At 43.0% G+C, this 18,882-nt stretch carries 15 protein-coding genes and 2 tRNA genes; 12 read left to right on the top strand and 5 right to left on the bottom strand.

Annotation, left to right across the window (positions count from 1 at the left end; genetic code table 11):
* Positions 1-35: 35 nt before the first annotated feature.
* The gene (locus V1224_15665; GenBank protein WWR15882.1) at positions 36-1,055 is read right to left on the bottom strand and encodes a LacI family DNA-binding transcriptional regulator; all 1,020 of its coding nucleotides are present in this window, start codon (positions 1,053-1,055) and stop codon (positions 36-38) included.
* A gap of 320 nt (positions 1,056-1,375) precedes the next feature.
* Here V1224_15665 and xylB point away from each other — a divergent pair, with 320 nt between their 5' ends.
* The 6 genes from xylB (at position 1,376) to V1224_15695 (ending at position 10,965) form a co-directional block, all read left to right on the top strand.
* Positions 1,376-2,845 (top strand): xylulokinase, encoded by a 1,470-nt coding sequence (gene xylB, locus V1224_15670; protein WWR15883.1) that lies wholly within the window; start codon positions 1,376-1,378, stop codon positions 2,843-2,845.
* A 52-nt stretch (positions 2,846-2,897) separates the two neighbouring features.
* Positions 2,898-3,518, top strand: coding sequence for a DUF4867 family protein (locus tag V1224_15675; protein ID WWR15884.1), 621 nt, complete (start codon positions 2,898-2,900; stop codon positions 3,516-3,518).
* A gap of 50 nt (positions 3,519-3,568) precedes the next feature.
* The gene (locus tag V1224_15680; GenBank protein ID WWR15885.1) at positions 3,569-5,053 is read left to right on the top strand and encodes an L-fucose/L-arabinose isomerase family protein; all 1,485 of its coding nucleotides are present in this window, start codon (positions 3,569-3,571) and stop codon (positions 5,051-5,053) included.
* A gap of 1,175 nt (positions 5,054-6,228) precedes the next feature.
* Positions 6,229-7,713 (top strand): flagellin, encoded by a 1,485-nt coding sequence (locus V1224_15685; GenBank protein ID WWR15886.1) that lies wholly within the window; start codon positions 6,229-6,231, stop codon positions 7,711-7,713.
* A 145-nt stretch (positions 7,714-7,858) separates the two neighbouring features.
* A complete protein-coding gene (locus V1224_15690; protein ID WWR15887.1) occupies positions 7,859-10,054 on the top strand; it encodes a glycosyltransferase in 2,196 nt (731 codons plus the stop codon).
* Between the two features lie 23 nt (positions 10,055-10,077).
* The gene (locus V1224_15695) at positions 10,078-10,965 is read left to right on the top strand and encodes an alpha-1,2-fucosyltransferase (GenBank protein ID WWR15888.1); all 888 of its coding nucleotides are present in this window, start codon (positions 10,078-10,080) and stop codon (positions 10,963-10,965) included.
* 83 nt (positions 10,966-11,048) lie between these two features.
* On the opposite strand, the gene V1224_15700 is transcribed toward V1224_15695, so the two are convergent.
* The 4 genes from V1224_15700 to V1224_15715 form a co-directional block, all read right to left on the bottom strand.
* Positions 11,049-13,073 carry a flagellin gene (locus V1224_15700; protein ID WWR17506.1) on the bottom strand — a complete coding sequence of 675 codons (2,025 nt, stop codon included), beginning with the start codon at positions 13,071-13,073 and terminating at the stop codon, positions 11,049-11,051.
* 194 nt (positions 13,074-13,267) lie between these two features.
* Positions 13,268-13,858, bottom strand: a complete 591-nt coding sequence (locus tag V1224_15705; GenBank protein WWR15889.1) for a tyrosine-type recombinase/integrase — start codon at positions 13,856-13,858, stop codon at positions 13,268-13,270.
* 235 nt (positions 13,859-14,093) lie between these two features.
* A tRNA-Pro gene (locus V1224_15710) sits at positions 14,094-14,167 on the bottom strand.
* A gap of 107 nt (positions 14,168-14,274) precedes the next feature.
* Positions 14,275-14,682, bottom strand: coding sequence for a hemerythrin domain-containing protein (locus V1224_15715; protein ID WWR15890.1), 408 nt, complete (start codon positions 14,680-14,682; stop codon positions 14,275-14,277).
* A 141-nt stretch (positions 14,683-14,823) separates the two neighbouring features.
* Here V1224_15715 and V1224_15720 point away from each other — a divergent pair, with 141 nt between their 5' ends.
* The 6 genes from V1224_15720 to V1224_15745 all read left to right on the top strand — a co-directional run bounded on the left by V1224_15720 (position 14,824) and on the right by V1224_15745 (position 18,579).
* Positions 14,824-15,195, top strand: a complete 372-nt coding sequence (locus tag V1224_15720; GenBank protein ID WWR15891.1) for a VOC family protein — start codon at positions 14,824-14,826, stop codon at positions 15,193-15,195.
* Between the two features lie 87 nt (positions 15,196-15,282).
* Positions 15,283-15,408 carry a hypothetical protein gene (locus V1224_15725; protein WWR15892.1) on the top strand — a complete coding sequence of 42 codons (126 nt, stop codon included), beginning with the start codon at positions 15,283-15,285 and terminating at the stop codon, positions 15,406-15,408.
* Entirely contained in the window at positions 15,386-16,660 is a 1,275-nt protein-coding gene (gene hflX / locus V1224_15730; protein ID WWR15893.1) for a GTPase HflX, read from the top strand. Before V1224_15725 ends, hflX begins: the two co-directional genes overlap by 23 nt.
* A gap of 12 nt (positions 16,661-16,672) precedes the next feature.
* On the top strand, positions 16,673-17,515 hold the full coding sequence (locus tag V1224_15735; GenBank protein ID WWR15894.1) for a fumarate hydratase: 843 nt from the start codon (positions 16,673-16,675) through the stop codon (positions 17,513-17,515).
* A gap of 235 nt (positions 17,516-17,750) precedes the next feature.
* Positions 17,751-18,299 carry a Fe-S-containing hydro-lyase gene (locus V1224_15740; GenBank protein ID WWR15895.1) on the top strand — a complete coding sequence of 183 codons (549 nt, stop codon included), beginning with the start codon at positions 17,751-17,753 and terminating at the stop codon, positions 18,297-18,299.
* A gap of 192 nt (positions 18,300-18,491) precedes the next feature.
* A tRNA-Ser gene (locus V1224_15745) sits at positions 18,492-18,579 on the top strand.
* Positions 18,580-18,882 lie beyond the last annotated feature (303 nt).

The raw sequence follows: 18,882 nt of genomic DNA on the forward strand, positions 1-18,882 counted from the left end.
CAATTTATGACAAAAATAGATAAATTAAATCAGAATTATATATTTTCTGCAATGCGAATATCGACTGCCACATAATTGCGTTCTGTCTCCGGCAGTTCTCCGGCAGCCAGATAGTTAAAGAGAATATCCAGAGATTTTGATCCCTGAACAAAAGGTTGCTGGCATATCGTAGCAGAGATGATACCGGACTTCACGAAACTGCGGGTCGTATCTACCTTGTCGTGAGAGATAATAGTCAAAGAATGCTGACGGTTTTCGGCAATGACTGCCTTACAGCCGCCATCCACCCCTCCGGCGGCAAAGTAGAGAGCGTTAATTTCAGGGTGTTTCCGCAGCAGCTTTTGTGTCACGAGAAAGCTCTCTGTCTCATCGTCCTGATTTTGTACTTCGGCGGTGATATGGATATGGGGATATTTTTTGCGGACACAGCTCTGGAATCCGGCTGCTCTGTCCGTATGACATAAGATCCGCTCATCTCCTAAAATAACACCCGTGTGGATTTCTCCTTTTGTCATCAGTCCCATCAGCCCGCCGGCTGTTTCGCCTGACAGGAAGTAATTGCTTCCAACGTAAGCGATACGTCTGGAATGATCGATGTCTGTGTTCACGGTGACAACCGGGATACCGTTTTCATAGAGTTCATTGATCTTTTTTACGATAGCAGAGGAATTATAAGGAGCGAGTACAATTCCGTGTACCTGTTGCGTGAGAAGTTCTTCAATTGCCTTTAACTGTTCTTCTGCGTTGTAAGAGATCTGCTTTACAACGATCGTGCAGTTATAGCTGGCAAGTTTTTGCTGTTGATAGCAGACGCCTTTCATCACTTCTTCAAAAAAAGGATTGCTGCTACCGTAAAGGATGACTCCCAGTTTCAGGCGCTTTTTCTGGGCAGCCAGAGTAAGTCCTGCCTTGTTCGGTTTATAATCGAGTTCTTTTATAATTTGCAGTATTTTTTCTGCAGTTTTTGCGTTGACACTGCCTCTGTGATTAAGGACCCGGTCTACGGTACCTCTGGAGACACCGGCAATTTCTGCAATTTCTTTTATCGTAGCCATATGATACCTCTTGACATAAGGTTCTGTTTATTATTTACCAAAGTAGCATGACCAGGGGGTTCTGTCAACTGCCGGGTCTATCGTTCTGACATTTCCCATACGATAGATAAGAGCAGTTATTTCGTGAATTTTACCAAACAGGACTTTGAAAAGTGCAGAAAATAACAGCAGATTCGTGCACTTTTCCGAAAAATATGGAAATAGGGAAAGTCTATTGATTTTTCATAGTAATCCATGTATGATGAAGAAAACGTGCACGTGCACGCAAATAGAGAAAACATAGTAAAAAGCGTATATCGTTGAATTAAGGAGGGTATCAAATGCTGTATGTAGGTATTGATCTGGGGACATCGGCGGTCAAATTGCTGCTGATGGATGAAAAGGGCAATATTCAGAAGATTGTTTCCAAAGAATATCCATTATGTTTCCCACATCCGGGCTGGTCTGAACAGAATCCGGAAGATTGGTATGCGCAGACAATGTCAGGTATGAAGGAATTGCTTGCGCAGGCCGATAAAAGTCAGGTGGCAGGGATCAGTTTTGGCGGACAGATGCATGGACTTGTAATATTGGACGAGAATGACAAGGTGATCCGCCCGGCGATTCTCTGGAATGATGGCAGGACATATGAAGAATGCGATTACCTGAATCATGAAATCGGGAAAGAGACGCTTTCCAAATATACGGCGAATATTTCCTTTACCGGTTTTACGGCGCCCAAACTTTTGTGGGTGAAAAACAAAGAGCCCGAGAATTTTGCCAGGATCAAAAAGATTATGCTTCCCAAAGACTATATTGCATATAAACTGACCGGCGTACATTGCACAGACGTCTCGGATGCTTCCGGTATGCTGCTCTTTGATGTGAAAAACCGCTGCTGGTCAAAAGAAATGTGTGAGATCTGCGGCGTAAAGGAAGAACAGCTCGCGAAAATTTATGAGAGCTACGAGACAGTGGGCACGGTACTTGGAGAGATTGCAGAAGAACTTGGCATTGGCAAAGAGGTGAAAGTAGCCGCAGGTGCGGGTGACAATGCAGCGGCAGCCGTAGGTACCGGCACAGTCGGCGATGGGATGTGCAATATTTCTCTCGGCACAAGCGGAACCGTATTTATATCCTCCAAAAACTTTGGTGTGGATAAGTTCAACGCGCTTCATTCGTTTGCACATGCGGACGGACACTACCATCTGATGGGCTGTATGCTCAGCGCTGCTTCTTGCAATAAGTGGTGGATGGATGAGATTATCGGCACGAAGGAATATGCACAGGAACAGGAAGCGGTCAATAAACTTGGAGAGAACAAAGTATTTTTCCTGCCCTATCTGATGGGAGAGCGCTCTCCTCATAACAATCCGAATGCAAGAGGTACGTTTATTGGTATGACGATGGATACGTCAAGAGCCGATATGACGCAGGCTGTGCTTGAAGGTGTGGCATTTGCCCTTCGGGATTCTTTTGAAGTAGCGAGAGAACTGGGAATTCATATTGAGCGGACAAAGATCTGCGGCGGCGGCGCCAAAAGTCCTCTCTGGAAAAAGATCATTGCCAATGTTCTGAACATCAAAGTGGATGTACTTGAAAGCGAAGAAGGTCCTTCCATGGGCGGTGCGATGTTGGCGGCAGTAGCTTGTGGAGAATATGGCAGCGTGGAAGAAATCGCTGAGAAACTGGTGAAGGTTGTCGATACGATAGAGCCGACACCGGAACTTGCGGAGAAGTATGAAGCAAGGTATCAGCAGTTCAGAAAAATTTATCCGGCATGTAAAGAATTGTTTGATGTAATTGTTTAATATTTTATTAAATTAAGATTAAATATTAAGAGGTGTGAGAAAGGAGCAGAAAATGAAGATTTATAAAGTGACAGACCCGGAATTCCGGAAATACGGGCAGCTTCTTGAGGGTTATGATTTCACGGAAATTATCGGAAAAATGCAGGAAATGCCGCTTCCAGCAGATGATGTTGTCTATGAACCTTCCGTAAAAGAACTGGAAGAGCTTGCAATCTTTGCAGAGTTAAAGAGCCGGGGATTTGGAGAAAGTCCGATTCAGATTGGATATTGCAATGGCAACAACCATAAGCTGAATGCGCTTGAGTATCACAGAGGTTCTGAGATCAATATTGGCGCTACCGATATGATCGTATTGTTAGGAAAACAAGAAGAATTAAATGAAGATTATACATATGACACTTCTTTAGTAAAAGCATTTTTGATTCCCAAGGGCGTAGGTGTGGAATTTTTTGCGACTACACTTCATTATGCTCCCTGCAATGCGCAGGAAGGAGGATTCCGCGGCGTTGTCGTACTTCCGAAAGGTACGAATTATCCCTTATCTGATGAACACAAGGGAGGAAAAGAAGATGCGCTGCTGGCTGCAACAAACAAATGGCTGATCGGACATAAGGAAGGAGGCCTTCCTGAAGGCAGCTTCCTCGGTTTGATCGGTGAAAATATTACTGTATAGCATTTAATAAATAATTAAAACTAAATTATATAACAAGGAGGAAAAACGAAATGAACAACATTCCCAAAATCAAATTAGGTCTCGTGGCTGTCAGTCGTGACTGCTTCCCGGAAAGTCTTTCTGTAAACAGAAGAAAAGCGCTTGTCGAGGCTTACCAGGCAAAATATGGTGCGGAGGATATTTATGAATGTCCAGTTTGCATCGTGGAGAGTGAGATCCACATGGTACAGGCGCTGGAAGACATTAAAAAGGCAGGCTGCAACGCATTGTGCGTATATCTTGGAAACTTTGGTCCTGAAATTTCCGAGACATTACTGGCAAAACACTTTGATGGACCGAAAATGTTTATCGCAGCAGCAGAGGAGAGCCAGAATGATCTTTCCGACGGCCGTGGCGACGCATATTGCGGTATGTTAAATGCAAGCTATAATTTAAGACTCCGCAACATTCAGGCATACATTCCGGAATATCCGGTGGGAACTGCAGAAGAATGTGCAGATATGATGAACGAATTTCTTCCGGTAGCGCGTGCGCTTGTCGGACTGTCCGAACTGAAGATTATCAGCTTTGGTCCGAGGCCGCTCAACTTCCTGGCATGTAATGCGCCGATCAAGCAACTCTATAATCTCGGTGTGGAGATTGAAGAAAATTCTGAGCTTGATCTTTTCGAAGCCTTCAACAAACATGCAGATGATCCCCGTATTGCCGCTAAAGTAGAAGAAATGGCAGCTGAACTTGGCACAGGCAATAAGAAACCGGAAGTGCTTCCGAAACTTGCACAGTATGAACTGACTCTGCTTGACTGGATCGAAGAGCACAGAGGTTACAGAAAATATGTTGCGATCGCCGGAAAATGCTGGCCGGCATTCCAGACACAGTTCGGTTTCGTTCCCTGTTATGTAAACAGTCGTCTGACAGGCATGGGGATTCCGGTATCCTGTGAAGTGGATATTTACGGCTGCCTGAGCGAGTTCATCGGCGCATGTATCAGCGAAGATGCCGTGACACTGCTTGACATTAACAATTCCGTACCGGCTGATATGTACGAGGAAGCGATCAAAGGCAAATATGATTATACACATAAAGATACCTTCATGGGCTTCCACTGCGGTAATACCTGCTCCTCCAAGTTGTCCTTCCATGAGATGAAATATCAGAAGATCATGGCAAGAAGTCTTCCGATCGAAGTGACAAACGGTACGCTGGAAGGAGATATTATTCCTGGCAACATCACTTTCTTCCGGTTACAGTCTACGGCGGATGCACAGCTTCGCGCTTATGTGGCAGAAGGGGAAGTGCTTCCGGTAGCGACGAAGTCCTTCGGTGCAATCGGTGTATTTGCAATCAAAGAAATGGGAAGATTCTATCGTCACGTGCTGATCCAGAAAAATTATCCTCACCACGGAGCAGTTGCATTCGGACATTACGGTAAATCATTGTTTGAGGTATTCAAATACATAGGCGTTCCGATGGAGGATATTAATTATAACCAGCCGAAGAGCATTCCATATCCGACAGAGAATCCGTTTGCATAGTAAAAATTAAAATAAGATTTGATAATAACACGGCATAGCTGCATGGCTATGTCGTGTTAGTTTTTAATAATGCCGAAAGGAAAAACAGAGAAAATGAGTGCCCAATTCGCATTAAAGTTTAAATTAATAATATATGCTTTTGTAAGATTAAAAAATAGTTATTTCTACAGATATTTTTATCCTCAGAATTATATTTAATACCATATGTTATATAAATAAGGGAATTGCGGTGAGAAATCTTTGTTAATCGTGGAAAATGCGGGGATTGCCAAAGCCAAAGTACGATAACATGACGCCGCCTTTGTCACCCTGTGCATATCCATGAGAAACAGCATTCAAACACTTTATAAGGGACAGAAAGAGAGATGTATTTGATTAAATTTAGATTTGATTTTATAGGTGTTGGAGTGGGTACTTTTAATCAGGAACTTCAATATTTTTTCAGGTAGAAAATTAAATAAAAATTTCAAGCAGTTTTTTCTTATATAATTTAAATACAAATGTTATTTATTATAGGTTGTTTGCTTCTGACATCTTATACATATATCAGAAATCTCATGCGATATGAGTCATTTTCCATATATAGATACCAATGATGATGAAAAGATCAGGGCCATCAAATATCTTCAATACCGATGTCTGTATCTACTATAATAAGAAGAAAAATACAATCAGTCATGATACCCTCAGTGGACAAGAGGACATACGCTCTGAACCATGATATTTCGGTAATTTTCTGCGTTATCCTCAATCATCGTACGTCCAGTACGCTTCAATCGTCCGCCTTGTAAATTACCGAAATATCTATAGATCTGGCAGGTGAATCACATTTTACTATTATATGTAAGGTCCGGGCTGTTTTCAAATGATTTGTTCCATATATTATTTTATATCATATGTAAGCAGAAACACATGAAAATAGAATACTGATCAAAAAATTAAAAATTTTTTAAATTGCCTATAAAGTATTTTATCTTTGCACCGATATAAAAGGTGTAAAGCATAAAACACAACACAATGATACAGAAAGTTGTGTTACATGCAGAGTATGATGTAATAGCTGGGGCTTTCTAGAGGCCCCGGATATTATAAATCATCACAGTAACAACATAGGCAAAGGGAATTGTCTATGAGTTTATAATCGGCAAAGGCCGAAAAACAAGGAGGTAAATTTTATGAGTATGGTAGTACAACACAACCTGACAGCAATGAACTCTAACAGAATGTTAGGTATCACGACAGGAGCACAGGCTAAGTCAACAGAGAAGTTATCTTCCGGTTATAAGATCAATCGTGCAGCAGATGATGCAGCAGGTCTTGCAATTTCTGAGAAAATGAGAAAGCAGATCAGAGGTCTTACACAGGCTTCCGCAAACGCACAGGATGGTATCTCCGCAGTGCAGACAGCAGAAGGTGCTTTGACAGAAGTACACGATATGCTTCAGAGAATGAATGAGCTGGCAGTTAAGGCTTCCAACGGTACACAGTCTATTTCCGACCGTGATGCTATCCAGGCAGAGATCGATCAGCTCGTAACTGAAATCGACCGTGTTGCTGAGACAACCAAATTCAACGAGACATACCTGTTAAAGGGTGACAAGAATGTGACAAAAGCATATTCTTACAGCTACAATTCGGTAGCAGCTTCTACAGCAGCAGTTGTTAAGACAAACGGTACTGCTGGTGCGTTGACAACAGGTAATGCTGGTCTGACAGCAACAATCAGCTTCCATGCAGGAACATCCGCTGGAGCTCAGAACGACATTGCTAACTCTCTTGTTAAACAGGGTCTGAATATTACAGCAGAACTGACAACAGACAAGAATGATCCGGCTGCAGCTCAGGAAGTTCGTTACAGCATTTCCCTGAACGGTGCAGTAGCTGATAAATATACAATCACAGCTACATCTTCTTCACCGACGAAGTTTAACGTCAGAGATACAGAAGGTAACATCATTGCTACGATTACAGCAAGTGGTATTGCAGCAGGCGGCGCAGCTGACGGTGTATACAGCGCAAACGTAACGGCTGGCAGAGTTGATAAAGCAGCAGCTACAGTTGGTGAGAGCGAGAAGTTCTATGATGCAGATGGTAACGGCATCGCTGCTAACGCTTTGAATAACTACTTCACAGCAGCATCCGGAACATGGGCAGCTAACTCCAGTGCAGGTGCAGTATATGATGCAGCTGGTAACAAGATTGCACTGACAGCAATGGCTGGAAAAGTTACAGCAAATCAGGATGTTACAGGTCCTCTTCAGCTCAAACTTCATGTTGGTGCTGACGCAACGACTAACAACCAGATCGCACTGAACCTTCAGTCCATGAGCTCTAAGGGTCTTGGTATCGTAGGCCTCAGAGTAGATGGCTCCAATGATACGAATGCGCTGAGCGCAATCGAGACAATTAAGGAAGCTCTTCAGAAAGTTTCCGCACAGCGTTCCGACCTCGGTGCTGTACAGAACAGACTTGAGCACACCATCAACAACCTGGATAACGTTGTAGAGAATACAACATCTGCAGAGAGCCAGATCCGTGATACAGATATGGCAACTCAGATGGTTGAGTACTCCAAGAATCAGATTCTTGCACAGGCTGGCCAGTCCATGTTGGCACAGGCTAACCAGTCCAACCAGGGTGTATTGTCCTTACTTCAGTAATCCATTAGGATTTATGTACAACAACAGAAAGAGCAACCGCATAAATCGGTTTACTCAGGAAAGAGCGGCGTCAAAACCGCTCTTTCTTTTTCGCTTATCTGATATTTGTTTTATAATATAACAATTTGTTTCATGGAGGGAACTTATGAAAAAGAAAAAACCGTTGCTTACCATTTCCCTGTTGTCTTCCGGCAGAGAAAAAACTATTAAAAAGTGTCTTGATTCGCTGGTACCGCTGATGGAAAAAGTTGACAGTGAGCTGATCATTGTCGACACCGGTTGTAATGAAGAAGTCAAAAAGCTGATGTCAGAATATACGGATAAATTTGTACCATTTACTTGGTGTGACGACTTTTCCAAAGCACGGAATGCGGGACTGAGGCAGGCTACCGGCGAATGGTTTCTCTATATCGACGATGATGAGTGGTTTCTTGATACAAAGGAGATCGAAGATTTTTTCTTAACCGGCGAATATAAAAAATATTTCTATGCCTGCTATAACCAGAGGAATTATATGCGTTATGACAGAAAACTGTATACGGACGCCTGGGTATCTCGAATGGTCCGTCTGGACAAAGGCGTTAAGTTTGTCAGTATGATCCATGAATATTTTTCTCCATTGTATGATCCCTGTAAATTGCTGCATTGTACAGTGGAACATTTTGGATATATTTATGAATCAAAAGAAGAAGAGCGAAAACATATCCGGCGTAATATTGTACTTCTCCTGAAAATGATTGAAAAAGAAAAAAATACAATTCGCTGGTGGACGCATCTGTTGCAGGAATATCGGGCAGCGGAAGAATTTCAGAAGATGGAGGAGCTTGCCAAAGACGGGCTAGAACACTTCAAAGATTTCGATGATCTTGAGATCAACAGAGAACGAGGTGCCTTATATTGTGGTATGGCAGAAGCACAAGTATTGTCTGCCTACTATGAGCGGGCTGAGCGGACGATTAAAAAGGCACTGAAAGATAAGAGAAATAATCAGATGTGCCAGATGCGGCTCTACAATCTGCTGGCGGAAGTATTCTTTAAACAGGAAAATTACGCTGAGGCAGAGAAAAGCTGTGAAAAATATGTCGAATTTTATAACTTATTTAAAGATGACGAAGATGCGAGGATGCAGCAGGAAGCGATCTTTGTCATGTATGCGTTTACTGCGATGGGCAAGGGCAGCGCATTCTGTTATTATATTTTGTGTGGTCTTTACAGAAATGATACGACAATACTCAAAAAGTATTTCTGGGAATTAGACTGGGACGGCACACTTATGCTTTACCGTGGGTTTGTCAATGAGGTGATAGATGCCATGTCACATCTGCCATATGAGGAAGAATTTGTCCGTATGGCTGAAACGATGACCGGTAGAGTAGGCTTCCGGGAGCCCTGGGATAAGCTGTTGGCGATGGAGCAGAAGAAGAATTCATCCGATGAGAAAGAAAGAGAACAATTTTACCGTGTTGCCCGGATCTTTTCGCAGGTGTCGACGTTCAATCATTATACATGGTACCTGAAAATCCTCTATGCCGATTATGCAGGTGAGCAGGTAGATTGGAATGAATATTATGAAAACATGTTCCACTATGTCACAGACATTTTCCAGCTGGATGATATTGTCTTCACGATAGCAGAAAAAAATCATGTAAATTTAGGGCCTCAGTTTGAGAAGATTCCCTTTGATCAGTGGAAATTGGGTATCGATGCGTTCTTTACGAACAGTGATTACAAGAAAATATTAAATCGTGCTCAGTTTGTTACGAATACACTGTCTGTTTATGAAGAAGAAATGATAAGTGAGAAACTGGCAGTGAGACGAGACTACTTCTATATGAAACTGGCCGAGGCGACGGTCATCTTTGGAACCGACGGTAGATTTGATACTTTTCAGGAAAGTTTCCGCAGTTTTTCAGACAAATGTCTTGCCTTTTACCGTCAGTTTTACAAGGACAATGCGTTTGAAGGTGAAATGGAGCTGCTTACACAGCCCTGTCGCGCGGCGGTACGTTTGAGAAATCTTTTGCAGGCTTATGAAAGAGGAGACAGGCAGGAGATTAGTGCCTGCCTGAAAGCGGCGGTAGGTGTTTTCCCATCTTTTGATCCGATTATCAAGATGTATACGAAGCTCTATGTCGAGATGGAGAAAGAAAAATTGGAGACGGAAACCGTGTCGCCGGAAATGCGGGCGTTGGGAGAACAGATTAAAGGAAAACTCCGGATATTGCTCGATCAAAACATGACGGCAGAGGCATATCAGGTATTGGAACAGTTGAAAACATTCATACCGGGCGATCAGGAATTAGTGTTATTAGAGGAAGAAATTCAGAAAAAGTTTTCCTGATGGCAGAGAGAAGAGGAAATTAAATGAAAGTTCAATTTTTGAACGGTGGCCTTGCCAATCAGACGTTTCAATATATTTTTGCCAGACACTATGAGTTATCTCACTCTGGTGAGGTCATGTATCTGGATGATAGTTATTTTGCATTGAACACAGTTCACAATGGATATGAACTTGGGAAAGTATTTGGTCTCAAACCGCACATGCTCAGTGAATGCTTTGATGACGAAGTATGGAATTATATTCTTGAACAAAAGAATGCTGGTAAGAGCATTCCACAAATCTTATGTGAAAATGGTATAGAAATGTATCTGATTTCCGAGGTGGAAGATACCTACAAAAAGTTTAATCCATTTGATGGAAAAGTGATATACGCAGATTGTAATCAATATGATCCTGTCCTCTTTGGAGCGCCGGGAGATGTCTATTATCATGGATATTGGATTAATAAAAACTGGTTTCTGAAATATAAGGACATATTTTTAAAGGAATTGAGCTTTCCTGAAATTACAGAGAAACATAATTGGAATTATGCCGGGCAGATCATGAATACAAATTCTCTGTCTATTCATATTCGACGGGGAGATTATGTGACACTCGGGTGGTCGCTTGACGCGGAATTTTATCGGGGATCTGTGAATACCTTTATTGCTTCCTGTACTGCCAACTGGCACCTGTTCGTATTTTCCGACGATATAGACTGGTGTCGTCAGAATGCGGAAGCCATGGGGTTTCCATACTTTTCGGATGTGACTTATATAGAAGGAAACAATAACGGAAATAATTACAGGGATCTTCAGCTGATGAGCATGTGTAAGGCGATGATCATGTCAAACAGTGCTTTCTGCTTTTTAGCGGCGTTGCTTAATCCGAAAAAGCAATACCTCCTGAACATGACGACAAGAGATATATAGACATCAGAAATATAGTTTTACGATACAAAAGAGCGGCCATGCAGCCGCTCTTATGATTGTTGTAGTATTTAACTTCTGATCGTTTACTGAAGTAAGGACAGTACGCCCTGATTGGACTGGTTTGCCTGTGCCAGCATCGATTGTCCTGCCTGTGCCAGAATCTGGTTTTTGGAGTATTCAACCATCTGCGTCGCCATATCGGTATCACGGATCTGGCTCTCTGCGGATGTTGTGTTTTCCACAACGTTGTCGAGGTTGTTGATTGTATGCTCCAGTCTGTTCTGGACTGCACCAAGGGCAGAGCGCTGCGCGGACACTTTGGAGATGGCATCTGCGATGACATCAATCGCATAAGTTGCGGAAACGCCGTTATCATTGAATGTCTTGCCGTTCTCATCTCTGCCGACTGCATCTAATCCTCTGACTCCGAGACTTACTGCGCTCATTGCGTCGATTGTGACATTGATTTTATTTGTCATATCGGCGTCGGCGCCTACGTGGAGATTAAAGGAGAGACTCTCTTTTACGGTAGCCGTGCCCTTTGTGATTGTGAAGTTACCTTTTCCGTCACCTGTCACAGCCGCTTCTTTTCCTTCGTCGGTGCCGATACTGCTTGCCGTCTGAAGTTCTTTGGCAATCATGTCGTAGGCTTCTGATGCGGAGATTGTTTTTGCAGTACTGCCTTCCTTCTCGGGAAGACCAATGTCGCCTATGACGGTCATAGCCGCCCCGCCGTTAGCACTGACAGTATCCCCGTCATGAATTTTGGCAAGAATTTCTTCTTTGGTTAATTTAAAAGCTGCTTCATCGACATCTGCCTCGTCAACGATTGTATAGGTAACCGCATCGACGTCAGTACCAATTTTAACTGTATTACCTGCAACCAATGCGTCGATCGCATCATAGGCATCTTTAGCCGCTGTTGCAGCTGCAGCGGTAGCGGTAGTTGTCACACCGCCTGCTGTAACACTGTCACCCGCTTTTAACGTGACTGCTGCCGTACCGCCTTTGCCATCTGTAGCACCGGCTTTGGCAACAGTCGGTACCTTTAAATCTGCCAGTTTTGCAGTACTGATTTCTCCTTTTTCCAAAGAAGCAACGATCTGTACCCCTGTTGTCACTCTGGCATTTGCATTTGCGTTTGTGCCATCTTTTACCTGACTGACAGTTACACCGGTCGTACCTCCGGTAACCTGTTTTCCTTCAGCCAGTGCATCAGCAATGGCTTTCTTTGCGTCAGCTTCGGTGATTTCCTGTGCTGTTGCTTCAGCTGCGCCGTCCTGTGTACCGTTGGCAGCTGCGATCTTATAGAAGTGATCTCCAATTTTAAAGGTATCACCTGTTGCCCAGGCAATATCATCCACTGCGAGTTTGTCAACTAGGCTATAAGTTTTGCCGTCGTAAGTGACGCTGTCACCGGCTGCAAGTGTAGCAGTGGTAAAGGCCGCATCTGTGCTGATCGCGTATCCGGTCGTATCTGTATTCATTTCATCCGGATCAAGGATTGCACCTCCGCTCTTTCCGGCACCGGCGCCACCGATCGTATATTCTTCTCCGGCGATTTTAATCTTGTCTCCGTCCTCAAGTTCTTTATCGAGTGAGAATGTCGCTGTGGAGCCATTATCAACCAGTTTTCCTACGATACCAGCATCATGCGCGTTCGTCTTCATCTCTGTGGATGCTCCGGTCTCTTTCCCTTTAAGCAGATAGGTTTCGTTAAACTTTGTCGTTTCGGAGACACGGTCGATCTCTGTCACGAGCTGATCAATCTCATCCTGGATAGACTGACGGTCTGTCTCGGAATTTGTACCATTGGAAGCCTTTACGGCCAGTTCATTCATTCTCTGAAGCATATCGTGAACTTCTGTCAGAGCGCCTTCTGCTGTCTGCACAGCACTGATGCCATCCTGTGCATTTACGGAAGCCTGTGTGAGACCTCTGATCTGTTTTCTCATTTTCTCACTGATGGAAAGGCCTGCTGCGTCATCTGCCGCACGGTTGATTTTATAACCGGAAGAGAGTTTTTCGGTTGCTTTTGCCTGCTTTCCTGTCGTGATGCCAAGCATTCGATTAGCGTTCATCGCTGTCAGATTGTGCTGTACTACCATACTCATAAATTTACCTCCTTGTTTTACGGCTTTTGCCATGTGTTCACAGGCAAATCCATTTGCCCGTGCCATTATTTGCTAATCTGTATCCGGTGTCTCCGGAGAACACCGGTCCAGCTTCACATAAAATGCAACACTATGTATCAAATTGTTGTATTGGGATACAAGAAAGTATAGGAGTCAGATCTTTCAGACTAAAGAAGAATGTTTCGATAAACTTCGTCCCTCTCATCCTGTTCAATGCAGAGGTATCTTTTGGTAATCTTATAGGAAGAATGATTGTATATATCCATCAGCAGGGCGGGTGGTGTACCCTGCTTCCAGGCGTGATAGCCAAATGTCTTGCGCATGGAATGACAACTGACATGTGAGAAGAGTCCCGCAGCGAATGCCGCTTCCTTTATAATACGAAATGCCTGAGAGCGGCTGAGCGGTTTATTTTTTCCTTTGCGGCTTAAGAAAAGATAAGAATCTCTGTTATAGGGATTTTTTTGAAATACCTGCTCTTTATATTCCAGTAAAACCTGCTTTGCTGTCTGATTGACAGCAATGATGTTGATTTTCCCGGTTTTCTTTTCTTTTACTTCCAGATGTTCCTGCATTTGCTGCGTACTGTCATTGAACAGATCCGACCAGCGTAATTGCAGAATATCGGAAATGCGCAGAGCAGTGTTTAAACCAAGGATAATGAGAGCGTGGTTTCGAATATTCGGCTTTTGGTGCAGATAATAATTTTTAAAGGTATTAAGTGCTGCTCTGTCTTTGATTGGCTGTGTTGTACTCATAATAGGCTTTCTCCTTTTTCTGAATGGTTCCGTTTATGGTTATTGTTGCCCATTATAGTGACTATAACGATATTTTGAAACATTAAGGAAAATTTTAGACCATATTACAGCAATACTATACTATAATGGAAGACTTTAATATCAAAGAAAAGGTGTAAAAAAGTAGCCATTCCACAATGGAATGGCTACTTTCAGGTACTTTCACAAACACAATGAATCATTAAAATAACAAAAATCGGCGTGACAGGATTCGAACCTGCGGCCTCTACGTCCCGAACGTAGCGCTCTACCAAGCTGAGCCACACGCCGATGTGATTTATTGCATTTACCGAAATACATAATACAATAAAATCTGTCCGATGTCAAAGAAAAAATGCAAAAAAATTAAAATTTTTATAGAATCTGTGAAACATCGATCATTTCTCAGAACCAGCTGCTCTCACCATCTCCTGATCGATGACTAAAATATGTTTTTGCAGCCATTCCGTCAAATATTCGAGAAGCTGTGCAAGAATAGAATCCTGTGTGCCGAGAGAAATCCGGGTAACTTCTCTTTCAATTTGGTCCAGATTATCGATAAAAATTTGATGGAGATGTTTATGTTCTTCCATTTTCGTATATGAGAACCCTGTCATAAAAGATTCTTCTTCTACAAAATGAGATAAGGTGTAGTCTCTGATCTCTTTCAGAATCTTTTCAAGATCATCAAATTTATAAAGCATGTTTTCATCTTTCAGTAATGTCTGTGCCTCATCGGTCAGACGAAATAACTGGCTGTGCTGCTCATCCAAAACAGCAATCCCTGTCTGATATTCAGAATCCATCGGATACATGACAAGCTCCTTTCTTCTTTTGTATTGTCGTCAAATGTATTCTAACATTTTTACGGCAGGGATTCAATGAAAAGATTCATCTTGACATAAAGGTTGCCAAATTGTAGTCTTTAACAAAAGGAGATGATAATTATGAAATTTACATTCGCACACAACAATCTTAATGTAGTGAACATGGAAAAATCTTTAAAGTTTTATGAGGAGGCGTTGGGGCTGACGGTTGCCAGAAAAAAAGAGGCCTCTGACGGCAGCTTTGAGCTGGCGTTTCTGACAGATGGTACAACAGTTCATCAGTTGGAGCTCACCTGGCTCAGGGATTGGGAAAAAGATTCTTATAATTTGGGGGACAATGAGTTTCATCTTGCTTTTCAGGTAGATGACATGGATGAGGCACATAAAAAACATAAAGAAATGGATTGTATCTGCTATGAGAATACGGATATGGGAATTTATTTTATTGCTGATCCGGACGGTTACTGGATCGAAATCATACCGGCAAAATAGGAGCTGCGGGAAGATGTTGGCGTTTCTACAGATGTCGCTCTGGGAAAAAATGAATTTGAACAGACAGGCGTCAGCCGGGGAATTGATGTGGTAAAATGGCAGGGAACGATAGACTGGCAGCAATCCAATGATTATGATCGGATACAACCGATTGCAGTTGAGAGAATTAAAAAGAAAAGGAGAACAATGAATGGCAGAAGCCGGGAAGAATAAGGAACGTGTGATTCTGGCAGGCGCAAACACAGGAGAGGACGAAGACGATTTCGACTGTTCAATGAAAGAGCTCGGAAATCTGGCAGAGGCTTGCAATATGGAAGTTGCGGGAATTTTGACCCAGAAGATGAGTATGGTCAATAAATCTCTGTATCTCGGATATGGGAAAGTCGATGAATTGAAGGAATTTGCCGTGGATACAGATGCGGATGTCATTATATTTAACGATTCGCTTTCCCCTTCTCAGCTGCGCAATTTGCAGCAGATGATTCACATGCCGATTTTGGACAGAACTTCTTTGATCTTAGAAATATTCTCGACCCGTGCGAGAACCAAGGAAGCCAAGATGCAGGTTGAGGCTGCCAGACTCCAATATCTGCTTCCAAGACTGATTGGCATTCATGAAGCGCTCAGCCGTCAGGGTGGCGGGAGTGGTCTTGCCAACAAAGGTTCGGGTGAAAAAAAACTGGAATTAGACCGGCGGAAAATTGAACATAGACTGTCAGAGCTTCGAAAAGAGCTGGAAGTGATCTCCAGAGAACGGGAAACACAGCGTAAGAAAAGAGTTGCTTCCGCACTTCCGATTGTAGCACTTGTCGGCTACACAAATGCAGGAAAGTCTACCCTAATGAACAGGTTTATCAGATGTTATAATCAGGATGAAGTGAAAGAGGTACTGGAAAAGGATATGCTTTTCGCTACTTTGGATACGACTGTGAGGCGAATCGAATTGCCGGAAAATCGCAGATTTCTGCTTTCTGATACGGTAGGCTTCATACACAGGCTGCCGACGGCGCTGGTCAAAGCCTTTCGCTCCACCCTGGAAGAGATTGAAAACGCAGATCTGCTTTTGCACGTTGTTGATTATTCTGATCCTAACTATAAGAATCAGATGAAAGTGACGGAGGAAACACTGGCGGAGCTTGGATGCTCCAACATACCGGTTATATATATTATGAATAAGGCAGATCTTTGTATGGAAGATTTTCCTAAAGTGACAGGTGAGAATCGTATATATATGTCTGCGAATACCGGTTCCGGCTTAGAATTACTGGCAGAGCTGATCGGCAGAAAGCTGTTTGCCAATTACGAGCAGGCCGAGTTTATAATTCCCTATGAAGAAGGGCATGTAATGTCATATTTAATGGAACATGCATTCATTCAAAATACAGAGTATACGGAGGAAGGAATTCACATCAAAGGCTGTTGCAGTAAGAAAGATTATGACCGGTATCGGTCATATGCCAGATGAAAGGACAGAAAAATGAGAACTGTACCATTAGGGGAGATAATAAAGAACATTAAGGAAATGTGCATTGAAGCCAATTATAGTCTGACACCAGATATGAACAGTGCATTGCAAAAGGCGCAGGCGGAAGAGCAGTCTCCTCTTGGCAGGCAGATTTTGCATCAGCTTCAGGATAACCTGCGGATTGCAAAAGAAGATGAGATTCCAATCTGTCAGGATACAGGTATGGCAGTCATTTTTATGGAGATCGGTCAGGAAGTTCATTTTGAAGGCGGCATCCTGGAGGATGCGATCCATGAAGGAGTGCGACAGGGGTACCGAGACGGTTATTTACGCAAGTCCGTTGTGAAAGATCCGTGTCTTAGAGATAATACAAAGGATAATACACCGGCGGTCATCCATTACGAAATAAAACCGGGAGATCGGGTAAAGATCACGGTAGCGCCGAAAGGATTCGGAAGTGAGAATATGAGCAGAGTATTCATGCTCAAACCTGCGGACGGCATAGAAGGAATCAAAAATGCCGTGCTGACTGCGGTGAAAGACGCGGGTCCCAACGCCTGTCCGCCAATGGTTGTGGGGGTCGGAATCGGCGGCACTTTCGAGAAATGCGCAATTATGGCAAAAAAGGCGTTGACGCGGCCTACAGGACAACATTCAGAGATCTCTTATGTGAAAGAGATGGAGGAACAACTACTGGATGAAATCAATGCTTCCGGCATCGGCCCCGGAGGGCTTGGCGGTAGTGTTACAGCATTGGCAGTCCATATTGATACCTATCCCACTCATATAGCAGGACTTCCGGTAGGTATTAATATCTGCTGTCATGTAAACAGGCATTGTGAACGAACGATCTGAACATCAACCGTGTCCAATGCTGTAATATGAAATCGTCATAAGACATCTATTATAGAATTATAGAATATGAAACAGGATATTAAAAAATGAAAACCATATTTCTTCTATATATAGTGGTTTTTATTACTGAGAAGTCAGTATATTGTTCTGCCGGGAACATTTCTTTCTTAAAATGGCAATAAGAATTACAATAAGTTTCGGAAAGAACAAGTCGTCTGACTCCGGAGGATATAAGATGGAAAAATATATTCAGGCACCTGTCAGAGAAGAGGATATGGTTTCTCTGTGTGCAGGGGACTATGTGTATCTTACGGGTACGATATATACGGCGCGGGATGCCGCGCACAAACGTATGCAGGAAACATTGGCAGAGGGCAATGCACTTCCGATGCAGTTGGAAGGCAATATTATTTATTATATGGGGCCATCTCCGGCAAGAGAGGGGCGAGCGATCGGATCCGCAGGTCCTACGACAGCAAGCCGGATGGACAAATATACACCGGCGCTTCTGGATCTCGGTTTAAAAGGAATGATTGGAAAAGGAAAACGCTCTCTGGAAGTAAAGGCTGCAATCAGACGAAACAAAGCAGTCTACTTTGCAGCCGTAGGCGGGGCCGGCGCTCTTCTGTCCAAGTCAATCGTGAAATCGGAAGTGATCGCCTACAATGATCTGGGCACAGAGGCGATTCGGAAGCTGGAAGTAAAAGATTTTCCTGTTATAGTCGTCATTGACAGTGACGGAAACGATCTCTATGAGACTGCGGTCAGCGCCTGCCATAAATAATTGTTGACTGCTTCTGCGCTGTATGATGATGACCAGAGAGAATTTTGTATCTGCCTGCTATTTCTTTGTGCATTTGTTGTGAAATAAATGGAAAAAAGGAATTGACAAATGGAATTCCTTTCGATATAATCATATATGCGTCGTTGACAAACACGCAAAACTTTATATTGGTAGAGGATATGTTCAGACTGTGGAGAAATACTCAAGAGGCTGAAGAGGCGCCCCTGCTAAGGGTGTAGGTCGTTTACGCGGCGCGAGGGTTCAAATCCCTCTTTCTCCGTTTTCTCTACCATATAAACAAAAAAGAATCCTGGGATGGTTGAGGTTTCTTTTTTTTGTCTGTGAGTTGCAGAAAATTTACGGATAAACGGAATTGTTGCAGAAATATAAAAAATAAATAAAATTTCTGTTGACAAAAAAGTCTGGACAAGATATAATAAAGTTCCACCGCGGGGGAACAAAAGCGAGAAGCAGCCAGCGGATGGAAGAGAACTTCCAGAAAGAGGAAGAAAAAGTAAAAAAGGTCTTGACAAACTAAAAAAGCCGTGTTAATATAACGGAGTTGCGTCTGAAGAGACCAAAC

Source organism: Lachnospiraceae bacterium JLR.KK008, from assembly GCA_037015955.1.
Classification (GTDB): domain Bacteria; phylum Bacillota; class Clostridia; order Lachnospirales; family Lachnospiraceae; genus VSOB01.

Bases quoted from the DNA above. Each gene is read 5' to 3' on its own strand.
- V1224_15665 (WWR15882.1), bottom strand. From the start codon at position 1,055: ATGGCTACGATAAAAGAAATTGCAGAAATTGCCGGTGTCTCCAGAGGT.
- xylB (WWR15883.1), top strand. From the start codon at position 1,376: ATGCTGTATGTAGGTATTGATCTGGGGACATCGGCGGTCAAATTGCTG.
- V1224_15675 (WWR15884.1), top strand. From the start codon at position 2,898: ATGAAGATTTATAAAGTGACAGACCCGGAATTCCGGAAATACGGGCAG.
- V1224_15680 (WWR15885.1), top strand. From the start codon at position 3,569: ATGAACAACATTCCCAAAATCAAATTAGGTCTCGTGGCTGTCAGTCGT.
- V1224_15685 (WWR15886.1), top strand. From the start codon at position 6,229: ATGAGTATGGTAGTACAACACAACCTGACAGCAATGAACTCTAACAGA.
- V1224_15690 (WWR15887.1), top strand. From the start codon at position 7,859: ATGAAAAAGAAAAAACCGTTGCTTACCATTTCCCTGTTGTCTTCCGGC.
- V1224_15695 (WWR15888.1), top strand. From the start codon at position 10,078: ATGAAAGTTCAATTTTTGAACGGTGGCCTTGCCAATCAGACGTTTCAA.
- V1224_15700 (WWR17506.1), bottom strand. From the start codon at position 13,073: ATGGTAGTACAGCACAATCTGACAGCGATGAACGCTAATCGAATGCTT.
- V1224_15705 (WWR15889.1), bottom strand. From the start codon at position 13,858: ATGAGTACAACACAGCCAATCAAAGACAGAGCAGCACTTAATACCTTT.
- V1224_15715 (WWR15890.1), bottom strand. From the start codon at position 14,682: ATGGATTCTGAATATCAGACAGGGATTGCTGTTTTGGATGAGCAGCAC.
- V1224_15720 (WWR15891.1), top strand. From the start codon at position 14,824: ATGAAATTTACATTCGCACACAACAATCTTAATGTAGTGAACATGGAA.
- hflX (WWR15893.1), top strand. From the start codon at position 15,386: ATGGCAGAAGCCGGGAAGAATAAGGAACGTGTGATTCTGGCAGGCGCA.
- V1224_15735 (WWR15894.1), top strand. From the start codon at position 16,673: ATGAGAACTGTACCATTAGGGGAGATAATAAAGAACATTAAGGAAATG.
- V1224_15740 (WWR15895.1), top strand. From the start codon at position 17,751: ATGGAAAAATATATTCAGGCACCTGTCAGAGAAGAGGATATGGTTTCT.